General features: G+C 63.4%; 25 protein-coding genes. 14 read left to right on the top strand and 11 right to left on the bottom strand.

Going from position 1 to position 25,816, the window contains the following annotated elements:
* The 3 genes from P9239_RS18865 to P9239_RS18875 are packed head-to-tail and all read left to right on the top strand — an operon-like array spanning nucleotide 1 to nucleotide 3,189.
* Nucleotides 1–1,032: an ABC transporter ATP-binding protein gene (locus P9239_RS18865; protein ID WP_309753590.1), complete on the top strand. Its 1,032-nt coding sequence runs from the start codon at nucleotides 1–3 to the stop codon at nucleotides 1,030–1,032.
* Complete coding sequence (locus tag P9239_RS18870) at nucleotides 1,029–2,033, top strand: peptide ABC transporter ATP-binding protein (RefSeq protein ID WP_309753592.1); 1,005 nt, start codon at nucleotides 1,029–1,031, stop codon at nucleotides 2,031–2,033. The genes P9239_RS18865 and P9239_RS18870 overlap by 4 nt, the downstream gene beginning before the upstream one ends.
* Nucleotides 1,978–3,189, top strand: a complete 1,212-nt coding sequence (locus P9239_RS18875) for a TraB/GumN family protein (protein ID WP_404989716.1) — start codon at nucleotides 1,978–1,980, stop codon at nucleotides 3,187–3,189. Before P9239_RS18870 ends, P9239_RS18875 begins: the two co-directional genes overlap by 56 nt.
* A gap of 21 nt (nucleotides 3,190–3,210) precedes the next feature.
* Here P9239_RS18875 and P9239_RS18880 read toward each other — a convergent pair whose 3' ends face one another.
* The 5 genes from P9239_RS18880 to pxpB all read right to left on the bottom strand — a co-directional run bounded on the left by P9239_RS18880 (nucleotide 3,211) and on the right by pxpB (nucleotide 7,489).
* Nucleotides 3,211–4,167 (bottom strand): DUF979 domain-containing protein, encoded by a 957-nt coding sequence (locus tag P9239_RS18880; RefSeq protein ID WP_309753595.1) that lies wholly within the window; start codon nucleotides 4,165–4,167, stop codon nucleotides 3,211–3,213.
* On the bottom strand, nucleotides 4,164–4,883 hold the full coding sequence (locus P9239_RS18885; RefSeq protein WP_309753596.1) for a DUF969 domain-containing protein: 720 nt from the start codon (nucleotides 4,881–4,883) through the stop codon (nucleotides 4,164–4,166). Before P9239_RS18885 ends, P9239_RS18880 begins: the two co-directional genes overlap by 4 nt.
* A 137-nt stretch (nucleotides 4,884–5,020) precedes the next feature.
* Nucleotides 5,021–5,767, bottom strand: coding sequence for a 5-oxoprolinase subunit PxpA (pxpA, locus tag P9239_RS18890; protein ID WP_244847453.1), 747 nt, complete (start codon nucleotides 5,765–5,767; stop codon nucleotides 5,021–5,023).
* Between the two features lie 40 nt (nucleotides 5,768–5,807).
* Nucleotides 5,808–6,839: a biotin-dependent carboxyltransferase family protein gene (locus P9239_RS18895; RefSeq protein WP_309753600.1), complete on the bottom strand. Its 1,032-nt coding sequence runs from the start codon at nucleotides 6,837–6,839 to the stop codon at nucleotides 5,808–5,810.
* On the bottom strand, nucleotides 6,836–7,489 hold the full coding sequence (gene pxpB / locus P9239_RS18900) for a 5-oxoprolinase subunit PxpB (protein WP_309753602.1): 654 nt from the start codon (nucleotides 7,487–7,489) through the stop codon (nucleotides 6,836–6,838). Before pxpB ends, P9239_RS18895 begins: the two co-directional genes overlap by 4 nt.
* Before the next feature lie 175 nt (nucleotides 7,490–7,664).
* On the opposite strand from pxpB, the gene P9239_RS18905 reads away from it, so the two are divergent.
* Nucleotides 7,665–8,177 carry a winged helix DNA-binding protein gene (locus tag P9239_RS18905; RefSeq protein WP_159837272.1) on the top strand — a complete coding sequence of 171 codons (513 nt, stop codon included), beginning with the start codon at nucleotides 7,665–7,667 and terminating at the stop codon, nucleotides 8,175–8,177.
* Between the two features lie 7 nt (nucleotides 8,178–8,184).
* Here P9239_RS18905 and P9239_RS18910 read toward each other — a convergent pair whose 3' ends face one another.
* Nucleotides 8,185–8,817, bottom strand: a complete 633-nt coding sequence (locus tag P9239_RS18910) for a 5-formyltetrahydrofolate cyclo-ligase (RefSeq protein WP_404980106.1) — start codon at nucleotides 8,815–8,817, stop codon at nucleotides 8,185–8,187.
* Nucleotides 8,818–8,825: 8 nt separating this feature from the next.
* Here P9239_RS18910 and P9239_RS18915 point away from each other — a divergent pair, with 8 nt between their 5' ends.
* The 4 genes from P9239_RS18915 (at nucleotide 8,826) to P9239_RS18930 (ending at nucleotide 13,763) form a co-directional block, all read left to right on the top strand.
* Complete coding sequence (locus P9239_RS18915; RefSeq protein WP_309753609.1) at nucleotides 8,826–10,793, top strand: transglycosylase SLT domain-containing protein; 1,968 nt, start codon at nucleotides 8,826–8,828, stop codon at nucleotides 10,791–10,793.
* Nucleotides 10,794–10,911: 118 nt separating this feature from the next.
* Nucleotides 10,912–11,868: a complex I NDUFA9 subunit family protein gene (locus P9239_RS18920; RefSeq protein WP_309753611.1), complete on the top strand. Its 957-nt coding sequence runs from the start codon at nucleotides 10,912–10,914 to the stop codon at nucleotides 11,866–11,868.
* A gap of 12 nt (nucleotides 11,869–11,880) precedes the next feature.
* Nucleotides 11,881–12,504, top strand: a complete 624-nt coding sequence (locus P9239_RS18925; RefSeq protein ID WP_309753612.1) for a glutathione S-transferase family protein — start codon at nucleotides 11,881–11,883, stop codon at nucleotides 12,502–12,504.
* Nucleotides 12,501–13,763, top strand: a complete 1,263-nt coding sequence (locus P9239_RS18930) for a multifunctional CCA addition/repair protein (RefSeq protein WP_309753614.1) — start codon at nucleotides 12,501–12,503, stop codon at nucleotides 13,761–13,763. Before P9239_RS18925 ends, P9239_RS18930 begins: the two co-directional genes overlap by 4 nt.
* Nucleotides 13,764–14,766: 1,003 nt before the next feature.
* Here P9239_RS18930 and P9239_RS18935 read toward each other — a convergent pair.
* Both P9239_RS18935 and P9239_RS18940 read right to left on the bottom strand, forming a co-directional pair.
* On the bottom strand, nucleotides 14,767–14,961 hold the full coding sequence (locus P9239_RS18935; RefSeq protein WP_309753616.1) for a DUF2905 domain-containing protein: 195 nt from the start codon (nucleotides 14,959–14,961) through the stop codon (nucleotides 14,767–14,769).
* A 10-nt stretch (nucleotides 14,962–14,971) separates the two neighbouring features.
* Nucleotides 14,972–16,177 carry an SAM-dependent methyltransferase gene (locus tag P9239_RS18940; RefSeq protein WP_309753618.1) on the bottom strand — a complete coding sequence of 402 codons (1,206 nt, stop codon included), beginning with the start codon at nucleotides 16,175–16,177 and terminating at the stop codon, nucleotides 14,972–14,974.
* A gap of 13 nt (nucleotides 16,178–16,190) precedes the next feature.
* Here P9239_RS18940 and P9239_RS18945 point away from each other — a divergent pair, with 13 nt between their 5' ends.
* From P9239_RS18945 to glmS, 5 genes are all read left to right on the top strand, one after another.
* Entirely contained in the window at nucleotides 16,191–17,057 is an 867-nt protein-coding gene (locus P9239_RS18945; RefSeq protein WP_309753619.1) for an SDR family oxidoreductase, read from the top strand.
* A 31-nt stretch (nucleotides 17,058–17,088) separates the two neighbouring features.
* Nucleotides 17,089–17,490 carry a dihydroneopterin aldolase gene (locus tag P9239_RS18950; RefSeq protein ID WP_175938461.1) on the top strand — a complete coding sequence of 134 codons (402 nt, stop codon included), beginning with the start codon at nucleotides 17,089–17,091 and terminating at the stop codon, nucleotides 17,488–17,490.
* Nucleotides 17,487–18,446: a tRNA 2-thiocytidine(32) synthetase TtcA gene (ttcA, locus tag P9239_RS18955; RefSeq protein WP_309753622.1), complete on the top strand. Its 960-nt coding sequence runs from the start codon at nucleotides 17,487–17,489 to the stop codon at nucleotides 18,444–18,446. The genes P9239_RS18950 and ttcA overlap by 4 nt, the downstream gene beginning before the upstream one ends.
* A 96-nt stretch (nucleotides 18,447–18,542) precedes the next feature.
* Nucleotides 18,543–19,904, top strand: coding sequence for a bifunctional UDP-N-acetylglucosamine diphosphorylase/glucosamine-1-phosphate N-acetyltransferase GlmU (glmU, locus tag P9239_RS18960; RefSeq protein ID WP_309753623.1), 1,362 nt, complete (start codon nucleotides 18,543–18,545; stop codon nucleotides 19,902–19,904).
* Between the two features lie 76 nt (nucleotides 19,905–19,980).
* Nucleotides 19,981–21,798 carry a glutamine--fructose-6-phosphate transaminase (isomerizing) gene (gene glmS, locus P9239_RS18965; RefSeq protein WP_309753625.1) on the top strand — a complete coding sequence of 606 codons (1,818 nt, stop codon included), beginning with the start codon at nucleotides 19,981–19,983 and terminating at the stop codon, nucleotides 21,796–21,798.
* Between the two features lie 1,232 nt (nucleotides 21,799–23,030).
* Here glmS and P9239_RS18970 read toward each other — a convergent pair.
* From P9239_RS18970 to P9239_RS18980, 3 genes are read right to left on the bottom strand one after another with little or no spacing between them, the layout of a single operon-like run.
* The gene (locus P9239_RS18970; protein ID WP_309753627.1) at nucleotides 23,031–23,393 is read right to left on the bottom strand and encodes a type II toxin-antitoxin system RnlB family antitoxin; all 363 of its coding nucleotides are present in this window, start codon (nucleotides 23,391–23,393) and stop codon (nucleotides 23,031–23,033) included.
* A complete protein-coding gene (locus P9239_RS18975; RefSeq protein ID WP_309753629.1) occupies nucleotides 23,390–24,181 on the bottom strand; it encodes an RNase LS family HEPN domain-containing protein in 792 nt (263 codons plus the stop codon). Before P9239_RS18975 ends, P9239_RS18970 begins: the two co-directional genes overlap by 4 nt.
* Before the next feature lie 45 nt (nucleotides 24,182–24,226).
* Nucleotides 24,227–24,442: a hypothetical protein gene (locus P9239_RS18980; protein WP_309753631.1), complete on the bottom strand. Its 216-nt coding sequence runs from the start codon at nucleotides 24,440–24,442 to the stop codon at nucleotides 24,227–24,229.
* 292 nt (nucleotides 24,443–24,734) lie between these two features.
* On the opposite strand from P9239_RS18980, the gene P9239_RS18985 reads away from it, so the two are divergent.
* Nucleotides 24,735–25,775, top strand: coding sequence for a dsDNA nuclease domain-containing protein (locus P9239_RS18985; RefSeq protein ID WP_309753633.1), 1,041 nt, complete (start codon nucleotides 24,735–24,737; stop codon nucleotides 25,773–25,775).
* The last annotated feature ends 41 nt before the right edge of the window (nucleotides 25,776–25,816 follow it).

A 25,816-nucleotide genomic window follows, 5' to 3' on the forward strand; every position in this document is an offset into this window, starting at 1 on the left:
ATGACTGACTTACTGACTATCCGTAACCTGCAAGTGACGTTCGGCGGCACGCAAGCGGTCGATCGCATCAATCTTTCCGTGAAGCCGGGCGAAGTTGTCGGCGTCGTCGGCGAATCCGGCTCGGGCAAGAGCGTCACGATGATGGCGCTGATGGGCCTGATCGACCATCCCGGCAAAGTCACCGCCGATCAGATCACCTTCGACGGCCACGACCTGCTGAAGGCATCGGCGCGCGCTCGCCGGAAGATCATCGGCAAGGACATCGCGATGGTGTTTCAGGACGCGCTCACGAGCCTGAACCCGAGCTACACCGTCGGCTATCAGATCAAGGAAGTGCTGCGGCTGCACGAAGGTTTGCGCGGCGATGCGCTAAACAAACGCGCGCTCGAACTGCTGGACCAAGTGGGCATTCCGGACGCGAAGAACCGCATCGAGACGTTTCCGCATCAGATGTCGGGCGGCATGAACCAGCGCGTGATGATCGCGATGGCGGTCGCGTGCAATCCGAAGCTCCTGATCGCCGACGAACCGACCACGGCGCTCGACGTGACCATTCAGGCGCAGATCATGGAACTGCTCGTGCGCTTGCAGAAGGAGCGCGGCATGGCGCTCGTGCTGATTTCGCACGATCTCGCCGTCGTGTCCGAGGTCGCGCAGCGCGTCGCGGTGATGTACGCGGGCGAGATCATCGAAACGAACCATGTGCCGGCCATTTTCAGTGAGCCGCATCATCCGTACACGGAGGCGTTGCTCGCCGCGATTCCCGAGCACAGCCGTGGCGCAGCGCGTCTCGCCGCGCTGCCGGGCATGGTGCCAGGCCGCGACGACCGGCCAAGCGGCTGTCTCTTCGCGCCGCGCTGCAAGTATGTGGTCGATGACTGCTGGAAGGGCAGGCCGCATCTGTATCAGCTCGACGCGCGCGATGCCGCCGTGCGCGCGCGCTGCATCAAGCCGCTGAATGTGGCACAGGAAGTCGCGCAAGCGGTGCGCGCCGAACGCGAGGCGCAGATTGTCGAGGAGGGCGCGCGATGAACGCGGTACCGAAGGAAAAAATACAGGACATCGTGCTCGCCGCCGACCGGCTCACGAAGCACTACACCGTGAAGCGCAGCATGTTCACGCAAGGCACGGTGAAGGCGCTCAACGGCGTGTCGTTCGAACTGCAGCGCGGGCGCACGCTCGCGGTCGTCGGCGAATCGGGCTGCGGCAAGTCCACGCTCGCGCGGCAATTGACGATGATCGAAACGCCGACGTCCGGCCGGCTGCTGATAGAGGGCGAAGATGTCGCGGGCGCAAGCAAGGCGAAGATCGCGGAGTTGCGTCAGCGCGTGCAGATGGTGTTTCAGAACCCGTTCGCTTCGCTGAATCCGCGCAAGACCGTCGAGCAGACGCTCGGCGAGCCGCTCGCGATCAACACGAAGCTCTCGTCGACGGAACGCGCCGAGCGCATCGCGCAGATGATGCGCACGGTCGGCTTGCGGCCCGAACATGCGTCGCGCTATCCGCACATGTTTTCGGGCGGGCAGCGTCAGCGCGTGGCGATCGCGCGGGCGATGATTCTGGATCCGCAGATCGTCGTCGCGGACGAACCCGTGTCGGCGCTCGATGTGTCCATTCAGGCGCAGATTCTCAATCTGTTCATGGACCTGCAACAGCAGTTCGGCACGAGCTACGTGTTTATTTCGCACAACTTGTCGGTGGTCGAGCACATTGCCGACGACGTGATGGTGATGTACTTCGGCGGCATCGCCGAACTGGGCGACAAGAAGACGATCTTCGCGAATCCGCGGCATCCGTACACGCGCTCGCTGATGTCCGCGACGCCCGCGCTTTTCGAAGAAGACCGCCGCATCAAAATCAAGTTGGAAGGCGAGATGCCGTCGCCGCTGAATCCGCCGTCGGGCTGCACCTTCCATCAGCGTTGCCCGTATGCGATCGAACGGTGCCGCGTCGAGGAGCCGGCGCTGCGAGTGGTGGATGGCCGTCAGGTCTCGTGCCATCGCGCCGAGGAGGTCGGTGAAGGCGACGCGTGAATCGCAGGCGGCGCGACCGGTAGTTGGCCGGACGCGCCGCGTTGCATCGAGTGCGGCGGCGCTCGCGGTCTGCGCGGCGCTGTGGGTCGCGGCGTTGTCCGCTCGCGCTCGACGCACGCTTCTGGCGTCAACGATAGCGGCTGCGGTCTGCCTCGCTATTACGCCCGCGAGTTTCGCCGTCACGGGATCGCGTGCGCCGCCGGGCGGCACGCCGCAACCCGCTGGCGACGCCAGCGCGACCGACGTTCCCGATCCGCCCGCGCAACCGCCACGCGTGGACCGTAGCGACGGCACCACTGCGAGCGGCCCCGTGCGCGCGCAGCCGCCGCGCATGCCGTTCTACGCCGCGACGAAGGGCGCGACGACTCTTTACGTGCTCGGCACACTCCATGTCGGTTTTGCGAGCGACTATCCGCCGGAGCAGCCGTTTCGCCAGTCCATTCTCGCGGCGCTCTATGCGTCGCCGACCCTCGCGCTCGAAATCTCCCCGGACGAACTGCTGTCGTCGCAAGAAGACGTGAACCGCTACGGCATGTGCCACAGCGAATGTCTGATCGACTATTTGCCGGATTCGATGTGGAAGAAAGTCGAAGCGCGTATGCGCAGCAATCCGGCGGCGCTCAAGGACTTGCGGCATACGCGGCCGTGGCTCGCGTCGATGCTGATCGAAACCTACGACACGCTGAAGGCCGGCTTCCAGAGCGAGTACGGCACCGAGGCGCAGTTGCAGAACGTGTATCTGCGCGTGCGCGGCAAGGTCGTCGGACTGGAGACGTTGAACGAGCAGATTTCGACGTTCACGCGGCTCACGTCCGCGCAGCAGCGCGAGATGCTCGCGGAAGACCTGGTGCAGACGCCCGCCGAGAACATCGCCGACGTGAAGGAACTGCATCGGCTATGGCGTATTGGCGATGCCGACGCGCTCAAAGCCTGGGACGACGCGAAAAGCACCAAGCTCGCGCGGTCGAAGACGCTCGCCGCGCAAGTGGACAACCGCGTGGTCTACGAGCGCAACCGGCGCTTCGTCGCGCGGATGGTGCAGTTGGGCGCGCCCGACAAGCCGGTGTTCGTGGCCATCGGCGCGCTGCATCTGGGCGGGCCGCGCGGCGTGCTGGAGTTGCTGCGAAAGCGCGGGTTCGTGGTCGCGCCTGCGTGACATTCAAGCGCGACTGCCGCATCAAATGAACATCAGCCAGTTCAGCAAGAAGATGTTCACGATCAGCAACGTGAGCGCCGTCGGCACCTGCACCTTGATAACGGCGTTCTTGTCCGGCAACTCCAGGAGCGCGGCGGGCACGATGTTGAAGTTCGCGGCCATCGGCGTCATCAACGTGCCGCAATAGCCCGAAAACATGCCGATGGCGACCATCGTCGCGGGATTGCCGTGGAACACGCCGACGAGAATCGGCACGCCGACGCCGCCCGTCATCACCGGAAACGCGGCGAAGCCATTGCCCATCACCATCGTGAAAAGCGCCATGCCGATGCAGTACACCGCCACCGCGACGAGCCGGTAATCCATGTTCACGTATGCCGTCGTGACGTGCGCGACGGCCTTGCCGACGCCCGCGTCCGAGAACACGAGCCCGAGCATGCCGAGCATTTGCGGCAGAACCGCGGCCCACGACAGCGCGTCGATCAGGCGGCGCGTTTCGCGCATCGACTGGCCGACGGTATCGCGCGTCATCACGCACGCCACCGCCAGCGCGATCACGCAGCCGATGCCGAAGCCGATCAGCGTCACGTTCTTCAGTTCGATCAGTGGCTTGCCGCCGAACACGAGATGGCTCGCGCTAAGCGTCAGAATCACGGTGACGACCGGAATCGTCAGCGCGGGCACGAAGAGCTTGTTGCCGAGGCGCATGGCGCTCTGGCGGCGCGTTTCGTCGGAGAGCATCTTGGGCTTCGCGCCGGTCACGCCGCCGAAGCCCGCGATCAGCGCCATCGCCACGACCAGCACGCCGACGACCGACACCGGCAGCCAGTCGCCGATCAGGAAGATGAGCGCATAGACGAGCCAGAACGTGCCCGCCGAAAGCCGCCGCGGATGCGACTTGTCCGTGAGGATCATGCCCGCGACGACCACGAGCACAATGCCGACGAGATAGAACAGATAGTTGATGGTGAGCGTCATGCCTTTTCTCCCGCGACGTTGCGCGTCAGTGCGTCGAGGTCGCGCGTCAGTTGGCGGTCGAGCAGCCACAGCCGGAAGCCGTGGATCAGGAACGCGCAGATGGCCGTCGGGATGCCCCAGACGGCGACGTGCATCGGTTCCACGACGATGCCAAGTTCCTTCAGGAACGTGACCATCAGCACGATCGCGCCGAACGCCACGAAAATGTCTTCGCCGAAGAAGAGGCCCACGTTGTCGGTCGCCGCCGCGTAGGCGCGCAGCTTGAAGCGCACCGCGTCCGAGAGCTTGCCGTGACGCGCTTCGGTTGCGCCTTCGGCCATCGGCGCGAGGAGCGGCCGCACCATCTGCGGATGACCGCCCAGGCCGGTCAGCCCGACCGCCGCCGTCAGTTCACGCACGAGGAGATAAACGATCAGGAGACGCCCGGCCGTCGCCGCGCGAATGCTCGAGATCCAGATCTGCGCGCGCTCGCGCAGCCCGTGACGTTCGAGCAGACCGATCACCGCGAGCGGCAGCAGGATGATGAGCGGAATGTTGCGCGTCTTGAGAAAGCCGCTGCCGATGGCCGTGAGAATGCGCTCGGGCGGAAAGTGCGCGGCCAGGCCGGTGACGATCGCGGCGGCGGCCACGATCAGCATCGGATTGAAGCGCAGCACGAAGCCCACGATGATGACGGCCACGCCGATGAGCGGCCATAAACTGACTGAGGTTGCCATGAGATCTCCAAACGGTTTGTCGATTCAAACATCGCGCCTCGATGCGGGCGCGTGGTGACAGCGAACGACGCGCGGCTCGTGCGGCCGCTTGCTAAAACGCCCCGGCAAGGCGGGGCGTTCGATGCTTCAAAAAAGGTTCAGGCGGCTTGAGCGGCGCGGACGCCGATGCCCGCGTCCGCGAGCGCGCCGCGAATGCGCCGAGCGAACGCCAGCGCGTGCTCGCCGTCGCCGTGCAGGCAGATGGTCTGCGCGTTGAGCGGCACCCAGTCGCCCGAGACGGCCTGCACGCGCTGATCGCGGACCATCGACAGCGTGCGTTCGAGCACGGCGTCTTCGTCGTCGAGCAGCGCGCCCGGCTCCTTGCGCGGCACGAGCGAACCGTCCGCGCGATAACCGCGATCCGCGAACACTTCTTCGATGGCGACGAGCCCCGCGCGCCGCGCGGCATCGATCAGGCCGCTATTGGCGAGACCGAACACGAGCAGCGACGGATCGAAGTCGCGCACGGCGGCGGCGATGGCATCCGCGATTTCCGGCGTCTTCGCCGCCTGGTTGTAGAGCGCGCCGTGCGGCTTCACGTGCGCGATGCGCCCGCCTTCCGCTTTCGCGATGGCCGCGAGCGCGCCCAGTTGATACAGCACGCCCGCATAGATTTCGTCGGGCGGCAGGTCCATTTCCTTGCGGCCGAAGTTCTCCGGATCGTTGAAGCTCGGATGCGCGCCGATCGCGACGCCTTTTTGCACCGCCCAGCGCACGCAATCGCGCATGGCGGTCGCGCCGCCCGCATGCCAGCCGCACGCGATGTTCGCGGAACTGACGAGGTCGAGCAATGCTTCGTCGGAGCCGCAGCCTTCGCCGAGATCGGCGTTCAGATCGATCTGCATGATGATGTCGTTGGAAGTAGTCGTTGCGTTGAGTTGTCTGTCATCGCCCGATGCGTTCTTCGTGCATGGCGATGGCCGTTTCCACCTGGCTTACATACTGGCGTTCTTCCGCGAGCGCGTGGCGCGCTTCCTCAACGGATGTCTCGACAAAGCGCACGCCGCCGTTCAGCCGCACTTGCGCGAGCTTCCACAAGTCGGCCTTGATGACCGCGCCGATCTTCGGATAGCCGCCCGTGGTCTGCGCGTCGCCCATCAGGATGATCGGCTGGCCGTTCGGCGGAACCTGAATCGTGCCCGGCAGCACCGCGTGCGACAGCAACTCGGTCTTGGCGCTGCGTTCGAGCGGCGTGCCCGCGAGCCGGAAGCCCATGCGGTTGCTGTTCGGCGTGATGGTCCATTCGTCGTTCCAGAAGTCGCGCTGCGCTTCGTCGGTGAAGCTCGCGTACTCCGGGCCGCGCAGCACGCGGATCGGCGCGGCCCACGCGAGGCCGGGCGCGTGGCGGCCACGGCGCACGGGTTCATCGACGAGAACGAACTTGCACCACGCAGGCGCTTTCACGCCGAACGCCGGTTCTTCCGGCGAAAACGCGATGCCCTTGTGCGGCTGCGGCACGCCCACCGGCAAGCGGTCGCCGTCGCGCAACGCGCGTCCGCCGAGTCCGCCGAAGCAGGCGCCGAGATCGGTGCTGCGCGAGCCGAGCATCGGCAACACGTCGATGCCGCCCGCGATGCACACATAGCAGCGCATGCCGCGCTTCGCCGCCCGCAGCGTCAGTTCCTGGCCCGCGCGCACGGGCAGGCTCCACCACGAATAGACCGGCACGTCGTCGAGCGTCGCGCCGAAATCCGTGCCCGTGATCGCGATGCGCGTCGCGCGCTTGAAGCGCAGCACGGTCGGCCCGAATGTGACTTCGATGCCCGCCGCATCCGGCCGGTTGCCGACAATGCGATTGCCGATTTCGAGCGACAGCGCATCGAGCGCACCGCCCGAACTGACGCCCAGATGCCGATAGCCGTGGCGGCCGAGATCCTGCACCGAGGAGAGCACGCCCGCGCGAATCACGTCGATCATGCGCGCACCTCCACTGCGGTGAAGCGCACGCGGTCGCCGGGCTGCATGAGCGTCGGCGGATTGCGCGTCGGGTCGAAGAGCTTCACGTCCGTGCGGCCGAGCAGTTGCCATCCGCCCGGCGAGGTCGCCGGATAGATGCCCGTCTGCGCCCCGCCGATGCCGACCGATCCCGCCGGCACTTCCAGGCGCGGCTCGCGGCGGCGCGGCATGTGCAGCGCGGGATCGAGCCCGCCGAGATACGCGAAGCCCGGCTGAAAGCCGAGAAAGAACACGATGTATTCGGCTTGCGTGTGACGCTTCACGACTTCATCGACCGACAAGCCGACGTGCTCGGCCAGCGCCGCGAGGTCGGGGCCGTCGTCGCCGCCGTAGCGCACCGGAATGTCGATCTGCGTGCCTTCCGTGTCGGCGTGGCCGGCGACGTCCCATTGGGCTTCGAGTTGCGCCGCGAGGCTTTCGTAGTCGGCTTCCAGCGGATCGAAGACGATCGTCAGATTGTTCATGCCCGGCACGACTTCCACGACGTGCGGCAAGAGGCGCGCGTAATCCGCCAGCGTCCAGACGCGGCGCTGGCAGTCGATCGTGGCGGGCGGCGCGATATCGCAGACCAGCGCGCTTTCGCCGAGCGGATAGATTCGTGGTGTCGTCATGCGTTCGATGTGTCCTTCGGGCACAGCGGGCGCATTTGCGAATGACCGCATCGCCCGTTGTCTCGGAATGTTACATTGTCAATAAATTATCAAGAAATTATCAATACGCGTTTGTCTCGAGTGTCGCGCGAACGCATTGCGCTACACTGCGACGCACTTTTCTACGGTCATCGCCATGTCGCGTCACCCTACCAAGATCGTGTCGTCCGAGCACCTCGTCTCCGAAACCAGCGCGGAACTCTCGGAATTCGAGTACGCGCTCATCATGGCGAGCAACGCGTTCAACCGATGGATGGTGCGCTGTATGTCGGCGGCGGGCGCGAAGGACATGACGGCGGTGGAAGTGTCGCTCTTGCATCACGTGAACCATCGCGACCGCAAGAAGAAGCTCGCGGACATTTGCTTCGTGCTGAACATCGAAGACACGCACGTGGCGACCTACGCGCTCAAGAAACTCGTGGCGCGCGGCTACGTGACGAGCGAGAAAAGCGGCAAAGAAGTGTTCTTCACCGCGACGCCGGCAGGGCGCGAGTTGTGCGGCAAGTATCGCGAAGTGCGGGAAAGCTGCCTGATCTCCGCGCTGCGCGAAAGCCGGCTGACCAACGAGCAGATCGGCGAGGCCGCCCAGTTGATGCGCAACGCATCCGGCCTCTATGACACCGCCGCGCGCGCGGCGGCGTCGCTGTAAGCGCGGTTCAGTAGCGCGCCGCTTCGGTGACGATCGCATCGAGCGGCATGTCGTGCGATTCGCGCGGCAGAGCGCCGAGCTTGCCCATTTCATACGCTATGCCGATGGTCGCAGGCTTCTTCGCGACCGGCCACGCGGCCAGCGTGCGGTCGTAATAACCGCCCCCGTAGCCGAGGCGATACCGTTCCACATCGAAACCGACGCACGGCACGAGCAGCAATTCCGGCACCACGACTCTCTCTTCTTCCGGTACCGGAATGCGATAGCGGCCAGCCTTCATGGGCGATTGCGCGTGCCAGGCGTGAAAGGCCATCGGCGCATGCGGCTGCACGACGACCGGCAATGCGGCCTCGCGACCGTCGTCCGATGCGAGCCAATCCGCGATGACCGCGCGTGCGTCGAATTCGCCCGCCACCGGCCAATAAAAGCCGACGCATTTCGCCGCGCGCTCGTCGAGCAGCACGCGCAGCCGGTCGCCCAGTGCCGCATTACGCGCCGCTTGCGCGGGGTCTTCGGGCTGCGCTTCGCGACGCGCGAGCAGCGTGGCGCGCAGCGCGCTCTTCGGCTCCGCGCGGACCGGTTCCGCGCAAACGTTGCGTGCTATGCTTTCAACCGATCTTTGGACCACCTCGCGCTCCAGTAATAACGATGTCAAAACGCTTCAACCGAGTATATCTTGCGGTCGGCTACGTCCTGGCCGCCGCGACGCTCGTCGCCTGCGGAACGGCCTCGGCCGTCCGCCCGGACGCCGACTTTTCGCCGTCCTCCGACGATCGCGTCTTCATGCAGTTGCGCGAGGCGTCCCGAGCGAACGACGCCGGCCGTGCCGCCGGCCTCGCCGCGCAGATTCCGAATTATCCGGCGCCGGGTTACGTCGAGTACTTCACGATCAAGCCGCAGCTTTTCGATGCGCAAGGCCACGCGCGCCCGGACGCGCCGGATGCGCCGGTGCTCTCGTTCCTGCAACGCTACGACGGTCAGGCCATTGCCGACCGCATGCGCAACGACTACCTCGTGGTGCTCGGCGGCCGTCACGACTGGCGCAACTTCGAGCAGCAGTATTCGCGCTTCGTGCTGAATGACGACACGCAAGTCAAATGCTATGCGCTCGAAGCGCGCCAGTCGCGCGGCGAAAATATCACGGAGGCGGCGCGCGCGCTGCTCGTCGATCCGAAATGGTACGGCGACGGCTGCGTCGATCTGATCGCGGCGCTCGCGGAGTCCGGCCAGTTCTCGAGCGACGACATCTGGCAGCAGATTCGCCTCGCCTATGAGCAGAACTACACGACGACCGGCGCGAATATCGTCGATGCGCTCGGCCAGGAGCGCCCGAAGCCGGAACTGCTCGACAACGCCGTGAACAAGCCGCCGCTTTATCTCGCGCGCGGCGTCATGCCGAACACGCCGGCGCATCAGCTGACGCTGCTCGCGATCACGCGCATGGCGCGCAACGATCCGGCGATGGCTGCGGCCACGTTCAGTTCCGTCGCGCCGGGCCTCACGCCTGCGGAGCGCGCCATCGGCTGGGGCACCATCGGCTACCAGGCGGCGTTGAAGCGCATGCCGTCGGCGGCGGACTGGTATCGGCTGTCGGCGAACGCGCCGTTGTCGAATCCGGCCTACGAATGGCGCACGCGCAGCGCGCTGCTGGCGGGCGACTGGAACATGGTGCGCTGGTCCATCGAGCAGATGCCGCCCACGCTGCGCAGTCAGCCCGCATGGGTCTACTGGCATGCGCGCGCCGTCAAGCAGGCGGGCGACGCGGCCACGGCCAATCAGGAATTCCAGAGCATCGCGGATCAATACAACTTCTACGGCCAGCTCGCGCTGGAAGAGCTCGGCCAGAAGATCACGCTGCCGCCGCGCACGAGCGTCTCGGACGCCGAAATCGCGCAGATGCAGTCTGTGCCGGGCTTCGCGCTGGCGCAGCGTTTCTATGCGCTCAACATGCGGCTGGAAGGCAATCGCGAATGGAACTGGCCGCTGCGCAGCATGACGGACCGTCAACTGCTCGCCGCCGCGCAATACGCGAAGCGCATCGAGCTGTACGACCGCACCGTCAACACCGCCGACAAGACGAAGACCGAGCACGACTTCACGCTGCGTTATCTCTCGCCGTTCCGCGAGACCGTCGAGCGCGACGCGCAAAGCACCGGGCTCGACACCGAATGGGCCTACGGTCTGATTCGCCAGGAATCGCGCTTCATCATCAACGCGCGCTCGGACGTGGGTGCGGGCGGCCTCATGCAGTTGATGCCCGGCACGGCGCAGCTTGTCGCGAAGAAGATTGGTCTCGGTTCGCTGTCGCGCGCGCAGATGAACGACATCGACACCAATATCCTGCTCGGCACGAATTACCTGTCGATGATCTACAATCAATTCGACAACTCGCCGGTGCTCGCCACCGCCGGCTACAACGCCGGTCCGGGAAGGCCGCGTCAATGGCGGAAGGATTTGCGCGCGCCGGTCGAGGGCGCGGTTTTTGCTGAAACCATTCCGTTTTCCGAGACGCGCGATTACGTGAAGAACGTGCTGTCGAACACCGTGTATTACGCGGCGCTGTTCGAAGGCCGTCCGCAATCGCTGAAGGCGCGGCTGGGTTATATCGCGCCGTAAGCGCGCTTCGCGCCGCCGCGCTCGGCCATCCGTTCATCGGAAGCACGCGCGGCGGCTCGTCTCCATTTCAGCCCCGCATTCGTCAGCCAACCGGACAGCCGCGACCCAAGAGGCGAACATGCAACATCAGAACGTGGCGATCATCGGCGGCTCCGGTTTCATCGGCAGCTATCTCGTCAACGCGCTGGTCGATCTCGGCAAGAACGTCCGCATCGCCACACGGCGGCGCGCGAACGCGTCGCATCTGACGCTGTTGCCCGTGGACGTGCTCGAAACCGACGTGCACGATCCCATCAAGCTCGCCGCATTCGTCGCGGAAGCCGATGCGGTCATCAATCTCGTCGGCGTGTTGCAGGGGCGGCGCGGCGATCCGTACGGCCCCGAGTTCGCGCGCGCGCATGTCGAACTGCCGCGCAAGATCGTGGCAGCGTGCGCGGCGAAAGGCGTGCGCAGGCTCATTCATATGAGCGCGATCGGCGCGGACTCCGAAGGTCCGAGCATGTATCTGCGCTCGAAGGGCGACGGCGAGAAGCAGGCTCGCGAGTCGGGCCTCGACTGGACCATTTTCCGCAGTTCCGTTGTCTTCGGTCCCGAGGACAATCTGCTCAACCAGTTCGCATTTCTCGAAAGGCTGTTTCCGGTGATCCCGCTCGCGTGCGCGGACGCCCAGTTTCAGCCGGTTTTCGTCGGCGATGTCGCAAAGGCAATCGTCAACGTGCTCGATCTCGACGCCGCGAACCGCATGGTCTACGAGCTCGCGGGCCCGGCCGTGTACACGCTCGCGGAACTCGTGCGCTTCGCGGGCGCGACCATCGGCAAACATGCGCGCATCGTCAAGCTGCCCGAGAGCCTCGGCCGTCTCCAGGCGATGACGCTGGAAATGGCGCCCGGCGAACCGCTCATGTCCCGCGACAATCTCGATTCGATGAAGACGCCGAGCATCGCGAGCGGGCCGCTTGCGCCGGAACTCGGCATCGGCGAGCCGGCGAGCATCGAGGCGATCGCGCCGCTGTATCTCACGGGCATGTCGCCGCGTTCGCGCTTCAATACCTTCCGCGCCACGGCGCACCGTTGATCTTTCGACCGCATGAAACTCGTTATCGGCGACAAGAATCTGTCTTCCTGGTCGATGCGGCCCTGGGTCCTGCTCAGGCACTTCGGCATTCCGTTCGAGGAGCGTTTGATCCGTCTGGGCCAGCCCGGCACCAAGGCCAACATTCTCGATGTGACGCCATCCGGCAAGGTGCCCTGCCTCGTCATGGATACGGGCGAAACCGTGTGGGAATCGCTCGCCATCATGGAAACGCTCGCGGAACGTTTTGCGCAGCACCCGCTGTGGCCGCGTGATGCCGCCGCCCGCGCGCACGCGCGCAGCATTAGCGCGGAGATGCACGCGGGCTTTAGCGATCTGCGCCACGACATGCCGATGCAGATCACGACGCACGAGCCCGGCATCGCCGTGACGCCTGCGACGCTCGAGGACATTGCGCGCATCGACGCAATCTGGAGCGGCTGTCTCGCGCAGTCCGGCGGCCCGTTTCTCTTCGGCGACTTCTGCATTGCGGACGCGATGTTCGCGCCCGTCGTCATGCGTTTCAACTCGTATGCGCCTGCCATCAGCGAATGCGCGCGCGAGTATGCGGCTCGCGTGACCGCGCTGCCGGCCGTGGCCGCGTGGATCGACGAAGCAAGGAAGGACGTCGCGCGATGAATATCTACGCGGTAGGCGGCGCGATCCGCGACGCGTTGCTGGGCGTGCCGGTGGTGGATCGCGATTATGTGGTCGTCGGCGCGACGCCCGAGCAGATGGTCGCGCAAGGATACAAGCCCGTCGGCAAGGACTTTCCGGTGTTTCTTCATCCGGTGACGCACGAGGAATACGCGCTCGCGCGGACCGAGCGCAAGACGGCGGCGGGCTATCACGGCTTCCAGTTCTACTATTCGCCGGACGTGACGCTGGAGGAGGATCTGGCGCGCCGCGATCTCACGATCAACGCGATGGCGCGCGAGGTCAACGCGGCGGGCGAGTTGACCGGCCCGGTGATCGACCCATTCGACGGACAGAGAGACCTGAGCGCGAAGCGTTTCCGGCATGTGGGCGATGCGTTCATCGAAGATCCGGTGCGCATACTTCGGCTTGCGCGATTCGCGGCGCGGTTTGCGGATTTCACCGTCGCGCCGGAAACCGAGGCGTTGATGAAGAAGATGGTCGAAGCCGGCGAAGTCGATGCGCTCGTTCCCGAGCGCGTGTGGCAGGAAATCTCGCGCGGGCTGATGGAAAAGCGGCCGTCGCGCATGTTCGAGGTGCTGCGCGGCTGCGGCGCGCTCGCGCGGATTCTGCCGGAAGTGGATGCGCTCTGGGGCGTGCCGCAGCGCGCCGACTATCACCCGGAAGTGGACACGGGCGTGCACGTGATGATGGTCGTGGACTATGCGGCCTCGCAGGGTTTTGCGCTGCCGGTGCGCTTTGCCGCGCTCACGCACGACCTCGGCAAGGCGACGACGCCCGACGACATCTTGCCGCGGCACATCGGGCACGAGGGACGCAGTGTCGATTTGCTGAAGCCGTTGTGCGAGCGCCTGCGCGTGCCGAACGAATGCCGCGATCTGGCGATGCTCGTCGCGCGGGAACACGGCAATATTCATCGCGTGATGGAGATGGGCGCGGCGGCGCTCGTCCGGCTTTTCGAACGCGCGGATGCGCTGCGCAAGCCGGCGCGCTTTGCCGAGGCGCTACAGGCGTGTCTTTCCGATGCGCGCGGGCGGCTCGGACTGGAGCAGAAGGCGTATCCGCAGGCGGAGCGGCTGCGGGAGACGCTCGTGGCGGCGAGATCGGTCGATGCCGGGGCTGTGGCGCAGCGGTTTGCGCATGAGCCTTCAAGGATCAAGGATGCGGTGCACGAGGCGCGGGTGGAGGCGGTCGCGCGGGTGTTGCGCGGGGGCCGAGCGGGGGCGCTTTCTTCTTCTTGAAACTTTGGGTTCTCGTTGGGGGATTGGTGCGCTGTTTTCCTTCTTCTTTCGTTCGTAAGACTTGTATTCGTGTCGGTCTATTAGCACGCCCCTTTGTTCCTTCGTGAAACTTGCATTTGCGTCGGTCTATTAGCGTTGCCCCTCCCCGGGGCGGGGGTCACTTTCTTTGCTGCTGCAAAGAAAGTAACCAAAGAAAGCAGCTTTTTTTTTGAACCGCCCGAAGCACGAATACAAGTGGTCACTTCGCACAGAAACATTGGCACTCAGCTTGAATCAACCCTGAATCACCTTCCGCGCCCGCTGAGCGCCACGTCCTCCGAGCCCGTTGGCTCGACAAAACCAACAGGAAACAACGGCTCCCTAGAAACGGACATATTGCAAGCCGAGCGTGATGAACGGCGTGCTACAGGACCGGCAAACGCTTCGCGGCTCGATAGAACTCACCGCGACATAACGGCTGTGCCCAAAGTGGCTAAATCGTCAGCCGAGCCGGGCGACGACGTGCAAGCAGATGCGCGACAAGCATCGCCGCCAAACGACACCCTCGGGGCACAGCGGCTCTGCTTACAAATGAACACGTGGCAAGCCAAGCAACGATGTGCAAGAGAATGCCCAGAAGCATCGTCATCAGCGGCGAGCTGAGCCATGCTTGGCCGCGCCTACGGCAATGGTTGTCGTTCGACTTCTTCCGAGAGAACCGAAGTGTCCCACTGGTTTTATCGAGCCAAGGGGCTCGGAGGACGTGGCGCTCAGTGGGCGCGGAAGGTGATTCAAGGTTGATTCAAGCTGAGTGCCAATGCTCTTCTGCGAAGTGGCGACTCGAATTTGTGCTTCGGGGGGTTCAGAAAAAAGCTGCTTTCTTTGGTTACTTTCTTTGCAGCAGCAAAGAAAGTAACCCCCGCCCCGGGGAGGGGCAACGCTAATAGACCGACACGAATACAAGTTTCACGAAGAAAGCGGCAGCAGACGAAGCGCAAATGCGAGCTAGCCGAAAAGCAAAAAATCAAAGCGCCCGAGCAATCAAAGAAAGTAAAACAGAAATCACCACCGTGGACATAAAAGGAAACGAATACTCCCGCCCAAAAATCCGCAGAGTGAAATCCCCGGGCAGCCGCCCAATGCCAAACTTCCTGAGCCAAGGCATCGACCCGGAAAGAATCGCAAGCGCGATAAACGTCGTGACCACCCAGCGAATCATGACCGCAGCCTCATAGCGCGTGCGAGCGATCGCCCGCAGCGAACGCATCGAGCGTCCCTTCGATGCCGCGCGAAAACGCGATCACCTTGAAAAGCTCGCCCATTTCCGCCTCCGAAAGCAGCTTCTGCACCGCATTCGCAGCAGGAAGAAATCGCTTCACGTCCGCAGGATCCAGCGCGCTGAGAACATCGGTGATGCCCGCGTTCATCAGAAATCGCGCTTGCGACGTGAATCCGAGCAAATCCGCGCCCGTCTCAACGCCCGCTTCCGCGATGCCCGTGAACTCGACGTGCGCCGTCAAATCCTGCAAGCCCGGATAGAGAAACGGGTCAGAATGCGCGCGATGCCGGAAATGACACATCAACGTGCCCGTCGCGCGCTGCGCATGATAGAACTCGCGTCGCGGAAAGCCATAGTCGATGAAAAACGCCGCGCCGCGCGTGAGCATCGTGCAGACGGTCTTCGTGAATCCGAGCGCCGCTTCGTGCGTTTCCGTCAAGTATTCCGCAAAAGGCTCGTCGTCGTTCGCCTCGTCGATGGCCGCGTCGATCAGCTCAATCTGCGCATCCGGCGTGACCGGCCGGTCGTCGAACGCAAAGCCGTCGTTCTGGATGACCACGCCGCGTTCGTGCCACGCGCCGAGCTTGCGCACGACGAGGCGCACCGGCATCGCGTCCAGCACTTCGTTGCCGATCACCACGCCTTCGAACGCATCGGGCAGCGCGTCCAGCCATTCGACCTTCGCGGCGAGAGCGGGCGCTTGCGCTTCGATCGTCGCGCGCTGACGCTCGCGCAGTTCGCCGGACAGATCGACGATCGCGTAAGCGTCGATTTCCATGCCGAGTTCGGCGAGCGCCGTCAGCAAACCCGCCGCGAGCTTGCCCGTGCCCGCGCCGAATTCCATCACGCGCCGCGTGCCGCTGTCCTGCAACGCCTGCGCGATGGGCCGCGCTAGCGTCGTCGCGAAAAGCGGCGACAGTTCCGGCGCGGTGATGAAATCGCTGCCGTCTTCGGCGCGGCGGCCGAATTTCATCGCACCGCCGCCGTAGTAGCCGAGGCCCGGCGCGTAGAGCGCAAGCTCCATGTACTGGTCGAACGGCAGCCAGCCGCCCGCCGCCGCAATTCGTTCGCGGATCACTGCGGTCAGCGCAGCCGATTGCGCGAGCGCGTCGGGGCCGGGAGCAGGTAAACTATCGGTTGGTCGATTCGGATTCATCCCAGTATTGTAAATGAGCGCCTCCACGCCGCTTTCTCCCGCCAATTCGCCGTCTTCCGGCGCGAATGCGCCCTTCCTGCCCGCGCGATCCGCGCACTCGCGCGCCGTGCTCGTGACCGGCGCGGGAAAGCGCATCGGGCGAGGCATCGCGTTGGAATTCGCGCGGCAGGGCTGGGACGTCGCCGTCCATTACGGCCGCTCGGAGCACGAAGCGCAGGAAACCGTCGCGCAAATCAAATCACTCGGGCGGCGCGCGGTTGCGCTGAACGCGGATCTGTCCGTCGAAGCGGAAGTCGCGCGCCTCGTGCCGGCGTGCGTCGAAACGTTCGGCGCTTTGCATTGCGTCGTGAACTGCGCTTCGCGTTTCGATGAAGACACCGCCGCCGACTTCGGCTACGAGAAGCTCATGCAGATGACCGCCGTCAATGTCGCCGCGCCGCTCACGCTCGCGCGCGCGCTGCACGAAGCCACGCCCGATGCCGCGGAGAACGACGAATCGCTGCGCGCCGTCGTCATCAACGTGCTCGACCAGAAGCTCTACAACATGAACCCGGACTACCTGTCGTACACGCTGACGAAGGCGGCGCTCGACACGGCCACCGTCGCGCTCGCGCAGGCGCTCGCGCCGAAACTGCGCGTCGTCGGCCTGGCACCCGGCCTCACGTTGATTTCCGCCGCGCAGACGCCCGAATCGTTCGAAGCGGCGCATCGCGTGACGCCGCTCAAGCGCGCATCGACGGTTGCGGACGTGGCGCAGGCCGCGTGCTATCTGGCGAACGCGCACGGCGTGACGGGCACGACGCTCGTCGTCGATGGCGGCCAGCATCTGGTGCCGAGCCCGCGCGACGTGATGTACATGATCGGCGCGGAAAAAACCTGAACCGCGCCGCGTATAACTATTGGATAACGCCATGCTTGCCGCACTTTCCCATCCCCGGCTGACCGATTGCCGGCGGCTTTTTCTGCGCAACTACGAAGTGCGCATCAACATCGGCGTGCATGACTTCGAAAAGCGCGGCGAGCAGCGCGTGGTGTTCAACGTCGAGTTGTTCGTGCCGCTCGCGCTGTCCACGCCGGTCGCGGACAAGCTCTCCGAAGTGGTCGATTACGACTTCATGCGCTCGACCATCGCGGCGCGCGTGAATCGCGGGCACATTCACCTTCAGGAAACGCTGTGCGACGACGTCGCCGCCGCCTTGCTGGCGCATCCGAACGTGCGCGCGGTGGCCGTATCGACGCAAAAGCCCGACGTCTATCCCGACTGCGACGCGGTGGGCGTCGAAGTCTTTCGCATCAAAGAGGAACGAGCATGAACGCGCGTGAAGCCATGGAGCACGCAGAAGAAGAGAAGCCCGCGCGCGAGGCGTTGACCAAGCGCCAGCAGAAGGAGGCATACGAGAACAACAAGCTCTTCAAGCGGATCGCGCGGCAGGTCGGCCAGGCAATCGGCGACTTCAACATGATCGAGCAGGGCGACAAGGTCATGGTCTGCCTGTCCGGCGGCAAGGACAGCTACGCGATGCTCGACATTCTCATGCGCCTGCGCGAGCGCGCGCCGATCGACTTCGAGATCGTCGCGGTCAATCTCGATCAGAAGCAGCCGGGCTTTCCCGAGCACGTGCTGCCCGAATATTTAGCCAAGCTCGACATTCCGTTTCACATCGAGAATCAGGACACGTACAGCATCGTCAAGCGGCTCGTGCCCGAGGGCAAGACCACGTGCTCGCTGTGCTCGCGGCTACGGCGCGGCATTCTGTACCGCGTCGCGGGCGAACTCGGCGCGACGAAAATCGCGCTCGGACATCATCGCGACGACATTCTGCAAACGCTGCTGCTCAACATGTTCTACGGCGGCAAGCTGAAGGGCATGCCGCCCAAGCTGCAGTCCGACGACGGCAAGAACGTGGTGATCCGCCCGCTCGCCTACGTGAAGGAAACGGACCTCGAAAAGTTCGCCGAACTGCGCGAATTCCCGATCATTCCGTGCAATCTGTGCGGCAGTCAGCCGAACCTGAAGCGCGCGGAAATGAAGGCGCTCATTCGGGAATGGGACAAGCGTTTTCCGGGACGCGTCGAGAACATGTTCAATGCGCTTTCCAACGTGGTGCCGTCGCATTTGATGGATCCGGCGCTCTTTCCGTTCGCGAGCCTGCGCGCAACCGGTGAGGCGGACCCGCAAGGCGATATCGCGTTCGACGAAGAACCGTGCGCGAGCGAACCGTCAGCCTCGCAAAACGCCATTTCAATTGTCCAGTTCGACGATCTGTGAAAGCCTGCCGCGCCACGCGCGGCGCGGTTTTGGCGGGCGTTTCGACGCAGTGCGCGTGCTATATTGGCGCGACCTGAAACCTGCAAGACTCAAGCGATGAACATCGTGATTCTGGCTGCCGGCATGGGCAAGCGCATGCGCTCCGCCTTGCCCAAAGTCCTTCATCCTCTGGCGGGCCGGCCGCTCCTCGCGCATGTGATCGACACCGCGCGCACGCTGTCGCCCACGCGCCTCGTCGTGGTGGTCGGACACGGCGCCGAAAAGGTGCGCGAAGCCGTCGGCGCGCCCGACGTGCAATTCGCCGTGCAGGAGCAACAGCTCGGCACGGGGCACGCCGTGCAGCAGGCGCTGCCGCTTCTGGATCCTTCCGTGCCGACGCTCGTTCTGTACGGCGACGTGCCGCTCACCCGCGCCAGTACCCTGAAGCGCCTGCTCGATGCCGCCGGCACCGAACGGTACGGCGTGCTCACGGTCACGGTGGATGACCCGACGGGATACGGCCGCATCGTGCGCGATGCGGGCGGCGCGGTGCAGAAGATCGTCGAACAGAAAGACGCGAGCGAGGCCGAGCGGCAGATCGCGGAGATCAATACCGGCATCGTCGTTTCGCCGACGCGCACGCTCGAAGCGTGGCTCGCGTCGCTTAAGAACGACAACGCGCAGGGCGAGTTCTATCTGACGGACGTTGTCGAGCGCGCCATCGAAGCGGGTGTCGCAGTGGTCACCGCGCAGCCGGACGCCGAATGGGAAACGCTCGGCGTGAACAGCAAAGTGCAACTGGCCGAACTGGAGCGCATTCATCAGCGCAACGTCGCGTATGCGCTGCTCGACGCGGGCGTGACGCTCGCGGACCCCGCGCGCATCGACGTGCGCGGCACGCTCGAATGCGGCGCAGATGTGACCATCGACGTGAACTGCGTGTTCGAAGGCCGCGTGACGCTTGGCGACAACGTGAGCATCGGCCCGAACTGCGTGATTCGCGATGCCTCCATCGGCGCGGGTACGCGCGTCGATGCGTACACGCATATCGAAGGCGGCACGGCCGGCGCGAACGTCGTGCTCGGACCTTACGCGCGGCTGCGTCCGGGCGCCGTGCTCGGCGACGAAGCGCATGTCGGCAATTTCGTCGAAGTGAAGAACGCGGTCATGGGCCGCGGCTCGAAGGCGAACCACCTGACCTACATCGGCGATTCGGATATCGGAGCGCGCGTGAACGTGGGCGCAGGCACCATCACGTGCAATTACGACGGCGCGAACAAGCATCGCACGGTGATCGGCGATGACGTGTTCATCGGCTCGGATACGCAGCTCGTGGCGCCGGTGCGCGTCGGGCGCGGCGTGACCATCGCGGCAGGCACGACCGTCTGGAAGGATGTCGGCGAAGGCGAACTGGTGCTGAACGAAAAGCGCCAGGTCAGCAAGACGGACTACGTCCGGCCGACCAAAAAGAAAGTGTGAAGCGCGCGAGGCCGGGCCGGAAGGCTCGGCTTTTTTTTCATTGTGCGTTCGGATTTGACATCAAAGGAATAACGCCATGTGCGGAATTGTCGGCGCGGTTGCGCAACGGAATATCGTCTCGGTGCTCGTCGAAGGATTGCGGCGGCTCGAATATCGCGGCTACGACTCGTGCGGCGTGGCCGTGCTCAGTAACGGCGAACCGCGCCGCGCGCGCAGCGTCGCGCGCGTGTCTGATCTCGACGCGCAAGTGAAGGAATCGGGCATCGGCGGCATGACGGGGATTGCGCACACGCGCTGGGCGACGCACGGCGCGCCCGTCACCGACAACGCGCACCCGATCTTCTCGCGCGATACGGTCGCGCTCGTTCATAACGGCATCATCGAGAACTACGAGTCGCTGCGCACGATGCTGCGCGAGAAGGGCTACGAGTTCGTGTCGCAGACGGACACGGAGGTCATCGCGCATCTGATTCACAGCATGTATCGCGGCGATCTGTTTCAGACCGTGCGCGAGGCCGTCAAGCAACTGCACGGCGCGTACGCGATCGCCGTGATGCACAAGGATCAGCCGCATACGGTCGTGGGCGCGCGCCAGGGCTCACCGCTCGTCGTGGGCGTGGGCCAAGGCGAGAACTTTCTGGCATCGGATGCGCTCGCGCTTGCCGGCAGCACGGACCGCTTCGCGTTCCTGGAAGAAGGCGACGTGGTCGAGATTTCGCTCGACGGCGTGAAGATCGCCGACCGCGACGGCCTGCCCGCCGAGCGCGAAGTGCGCGTCGTGACCGCTTACGGCGGCGCGGTGGAGCTCGGGCCGTATCGCCATTTCATGCAGAAGGAAATCTTCGAGCAGCCGCGCGCGATCACGGACACGATCCCGCAGGCCGACAGCTTCGACGCGCGGCTTTTCGGTGACGGCGCGGCCGACGTGTTCGCGGGCATCGACAGCTTGCTGATTCTCGCGTGCGGCACGAGCTATTACTCGGGGCTGACGGCGAAGTACTGGCTCGAATCCATCGCGAAGATTCCGACGCAAGTCGAGATTGCGAGCGAGTACCGGTATCGCGAGTCGGTGCCGAATCCGAAGGCGCTGGTCGTCGTGATCTCGCAGTCGGGCGAAACCGCCGATACGCTCGCCGCGCTCAAGCACGCGCAATCGCTCGGCCACACGCATACGCTCGCCGTCTGCAACGTCGGGACGAGCGCCATGGTCCGCCAGACGGAACTCGCGTTTCTGACGCACGCGGGGACGGAAATCGGCGTGGCGTCGACCAAGGCGTTTACGACTCAGCTCGTCGGCCTGTTCGTGCTCGCGGTGACGCTGGCGAAAATGCGCGGCCGCGTGGATGCCAAGCAGGAAGCGGCGTATCTCGGTCAACTGCGTCACTTGCCGGCGGCGTTGAATAGCGTGCTGGCGTTGGAACCGCAGATCATCGCGTGGTCGGAAGAGTTCGCGCGCAAGGAGAACGCGCTCTTCCTCGGGCGCGGGCTGCATTACCCGATTGCGCTCGAAGGCGCGCTGAAGCTGAAGGAGATTTCGTATATCCACGCGGAGGCATATCCGGCGGGCGAACTGAAGCACGGGCCACTCGCGCTGGTGACGGAGGCGATGCCGGTCGTGACCGTCGCGCCGAACGACGCACTGCTCGAGAAGCTCAAGTCGAACATGCAGGAAGTGCGGGCGCGCGGCGGCGAGCTGTATGTGTTCGCGGATGCGGATACGCGCATCGTCAGCGAAGACGGGATTCATGTCATTCGGATGCCGGAGCACTACGGCGCGCTGTCGCCGATTCTGCATGTGGTGCCGCTGCAATTGCTCGCGTATCACACGGCTTGCGCGCGGGGAACGGATGTCGATAAGCCGCGGAATCTGGCGAAGTCGGTGACGGTGGAGTGAGGTCGTCTCGTCGGCTCTTTAGCTCTGCCCGCCAAGAATGAAAGCGTCCCTCACCCCTCTGCTAAAAGTGTCCCTCAGGGGGGGTGAAATTTCCCGCAAACCCTTACGGGGCAAGGCTGGGGACACTATCATTCGGCGTGGTGCACGCTGAAGAAAAACCTGCCGTTTAACCCCCTCTGATTCCAAAAAAACCGCCCCCTGCGCCCTTGAGGGACACTATTAACGACGGGGTGATTTTTTGGGGCGTTTGGGGTCAGAAAGCCCGACTCCTACACCGCCGACCGCTCCATTGCATCCAAAATGAGCCACTCGACCGCCCCCTTCCCGGTAGTCCTGTGGCCAATTCCCTGCGAGCAATTCCACCGCACCCCGAACGCGTTCCATCGCGTCTAGTGCATCGTGTGCTCTGTAGCCATCGGCGGCGCTTTCGTCTTGACCGCCACAACCGCCTCCTTCTGCCCACACTTCCTCCGGCCTCCGGCCGGGCTGCCTGACGCCAGCCTCCCGCATTGCCTCCACAACACCCCGCGCACATTCAGCTCGGTCGAGCGCTCGCCCGAGCCGCTCTCGCATCTCGTCCCTAAGCCCAAGGTCGCGTGCGACCACCTCAATGTCGCTCGCGACATCTGTGACCAGGACCTCCAACAGTTCCAGCAGCCTTGCCAGCAATCCGTCCGCGAAACCGGCGCGCGACACGGCGTCTTTGATTCTGTGAGAGTCATCCATGAGTCTAGATAGAGAGCAGACTTATATGCCCAGAGATGACCGGCGGGACGCCACTGCGTTCTATGAAGTCACGCATCGAGACGCGCCGCGTCTCGATGCGTGACGGCAATTGCGGACATGGTAGGAGCCGTGCCGGCAACCCGACCTCACAATCGGGCGCGTTTCAGAACGGACATGAGCGCGCGGCAGAATACGGCGCGCAGACTCGATTCGGATGCGCGCAAACTCGGGAGGAAGCGCCTTTGAAGCAAATTCTGGGCGGTCGACCTCGCCCCTCAACGGTGCTGGCCGGCAGATGACGCTTGCGCTGCAATTCTGAAGGCGGATTCGCCTAACTTCAAAGTCGTCGCCTTGCCACCGGACCAGATTGGCATCGAAGATGAAGCAAAAGTAATCCGCATCGAAATAGTCGAGAACGCCTTGAAGTTCGTCGACCGCGAGATGACGAAGGCGAAATGGAAGGCTGAGAGTTCGCCGTGTCGACCTCAGTTCGCGTGCGAACCCGCTTAGAGTGGAGTTCCGCGCTTCAACGCGAAACGCATCGCAGGCGTCAGGAGCGAAGCGTCAACCGCTTCGACCTCTTGTTGATACACACCCGCGCTATACGCTGCGAACTCTGCGTGTCGACCCTCGCCGCTACGAAACTCGCTAGAGAAATGGTCCCCGTCGAACTCGCCGACGAAGAAACGGTTGTACTTGGTGCCGTTCGCCAGCAGCAAATCGAAAAGGACTGTTCCTCGCACTTTACGGCGCCGTAGGTCGTTTTCCACGCGTGCAAGCGCCCTCATAGGATTCTCAAATCCTATTGAGAGCACTACAGCCGAGAGCCCGTTTGGGCCTTCGCGCCTAACGAGGAAAGGTCGATTCATGTCTTCTGATAGAATTCTTCTATTTTTTCGAACACTCGATTTATGATTTGTACTGCTTCCGCCATTGTGCGCAATGTTCGCGTACCTACCAGCGTAACAGTCATATGAGCCAGTCCGTGGCGCTGGCTGTGGTATAGGCCGTACGCGCCAGCGAGGATACTCCCCTTCGGCTCGGCTAAATGCTCCGCGCACCTGGACAGTACAGTATAGATGCTTCCATTGACTTCGAAGTATTCGCCGAAGTTGCCTTTTTCGTCTGGAACGAGACCGCACGCACGAATCTCTTGATACAGGAAGCCCTCGAGCGCTCGCACGGAGGGGAACGCGATGTTGCTGTAGTCTTCGAGCTCGATACCGACTTTGGACATGGCGAGTGCAGAGGCTAACTGCTTGCGAATTTCTTCGTGCAGTCTGCCGTGTGCAACCGGCAACCGGTTTTCTAGCTCACTCTTGATATCGGCGACGGTGACTGGAACCTGATAGGTTGCAATCTGCTTCTGCAGGACCTCTTCGAAGCCCAGCACATTGTAAAGATAGTCCCATACCAGTGATGCCGTATGAAGATATCGTCCCTGGAACAAAACGGTTCCAGAGTCGTACGCGGTCAGAGATAGGGTGTCACCAGCTTTCCCTTTGAAACGAAGCCGATAACCATGCGGCACAGCGTCTTTTGCCTGAACCTTTGCGCCGCTCTCGTCGAGGAACGCCGTCAGCTCCTCCACCTGCGCAGCCGTAAGTTTGACCGACACGCTGAAGTTCGGCTTGTCGCCGATGCTACACGTGTCCACGACAATTTGCGCTACCGCTTCGAACCCATCGCGGTCAAAGCCGTTTCAGTAGCCGAGGGTCGTTTGGCCCCCGCCATTCAGAAATATGATAAATCGGACAGGCTTACCTTCCCAAGTGCCGGTGACGACCCACGATTTTTCACTCTTTGCTATCTGGCAGCCTGCCAATTGAGTGGAGGCGAGACATCCTTCAATTTTGTCGCGGTCCAGCCGCAGTGCTTTGAATTCTTTCGGCATTTTTTCTGCTGAGCGGGTGCGCATGGGCCATGAGACCTCGATGCGAGTCGAGTGAGCAAAGCTGCGGGACAAATCACCGCAATTTCTCGGGCCTTCGATTCTAGCGCACCTCTGTCGAAATCTTTCTGAGGCAGAGGCGGCCTCCATGAGGCGCTTTTGACGCTCACGGGCCGAATCTCGCCAACCGGACCGGTGCATTTCCCCGGCACAGCGCCAGTTATAATCAGCTAACTAACATAGTCAAACAATGAGAGACCCGAAACTGCGTCGGCCGGGACCCGCGTCAGCTCCATCGCGGGTCAAGGTTGCTAACCCGTTGTACGCACCGCAGCGCGAGACTGCGGGTGCGGTGACGGCCGACCGATTCAGCTATCAGTACGATTGGGCTCTTCACGAGTTTCTCGAGCTTCATCATCGAGGCGAAGCGAGCATCGTCTTCGTTGAACTGCACGAAGATGTCGTTTTCGGAACGTCCTTAGACGCCGATGCCGCGAGCTTCATTTTCTGCCAGGTGAAAGCCGGAGGACGGAGCGGCTTCAGCACAAAGGCGCTCGTCAAGCGAACAGATGGGAAGAACTCGATTCTCGGGAAAATCTTCTCGAGCGTGGAGGCAAAAGAGATTGCCAAGCGTGTTCACAAGCTCGGACTAATTGCAGCCCGCGGATTTTCGCTGAACCTTAAGACCTCCGGGTTCAGCCTGGAAGAAATTCCGTTCGGCGAGTTGGAAGAAAAGACCGCCGAGGACATTCGTGCAGCCTTAAAAGCTGAGTTGAATAGCGAGGCTCCGCTTGAAAAGCTGCACTTTCGAGAGCCGTCGCTCGACATTCGCTCGCCGCGTCGGGCTGTCATCGGGCTAATCTCCGACCTGCTCACCGAGCGAAACCCAAGTCAACTCAGCAATAGCACGCAGATATACGTGGTCCTGACCGACGAACTACGAAGGAAGGGAGCGATTGCGTGGGACTATTCTGACTGGGACCAACTTGTTGCTCGGAAGGGGCTGACAGCGGACCGAGTCGAAGCGCTCTTCGCCCAGTACTCTTCCACCGCATCCACCGACGAACTCATCAGCGACTTCGATTTGCAAGCCCGCGAGCTTGGGTTCGTCACTCGCGACGTCAAGCGACTTCGAGAGCGAGCCCGCACCTACTTGCTCAATACGCTTGCGGGAGGGGCGTTGGTGCAGGTACAAGTTAGAAACTCGATAGTTGAGCATCTCGCTTCACTGGACGGGGCGCTATGCAGGAGCACGCTAGATTTGCTCGTCGGCCGATGCGCGTCCATTGTTTCCGAGCACCTTCGGGAAGAAGAGTCGCGCGTGGCCGCTTACATCATCGAATATCTCAGGTCATCGTGATATGGGATTGTCAAACTACAAGTTGCTCGTAAGAAACCTGC

The organism is Caballeronia sp. LZ062, assembly GCF_031450785.1.
GTDB lineage: Bacteria > Pseudomonadota > Gammaproteobacteria > Burkholderiales > Burkholderiaceae > Caballeronia.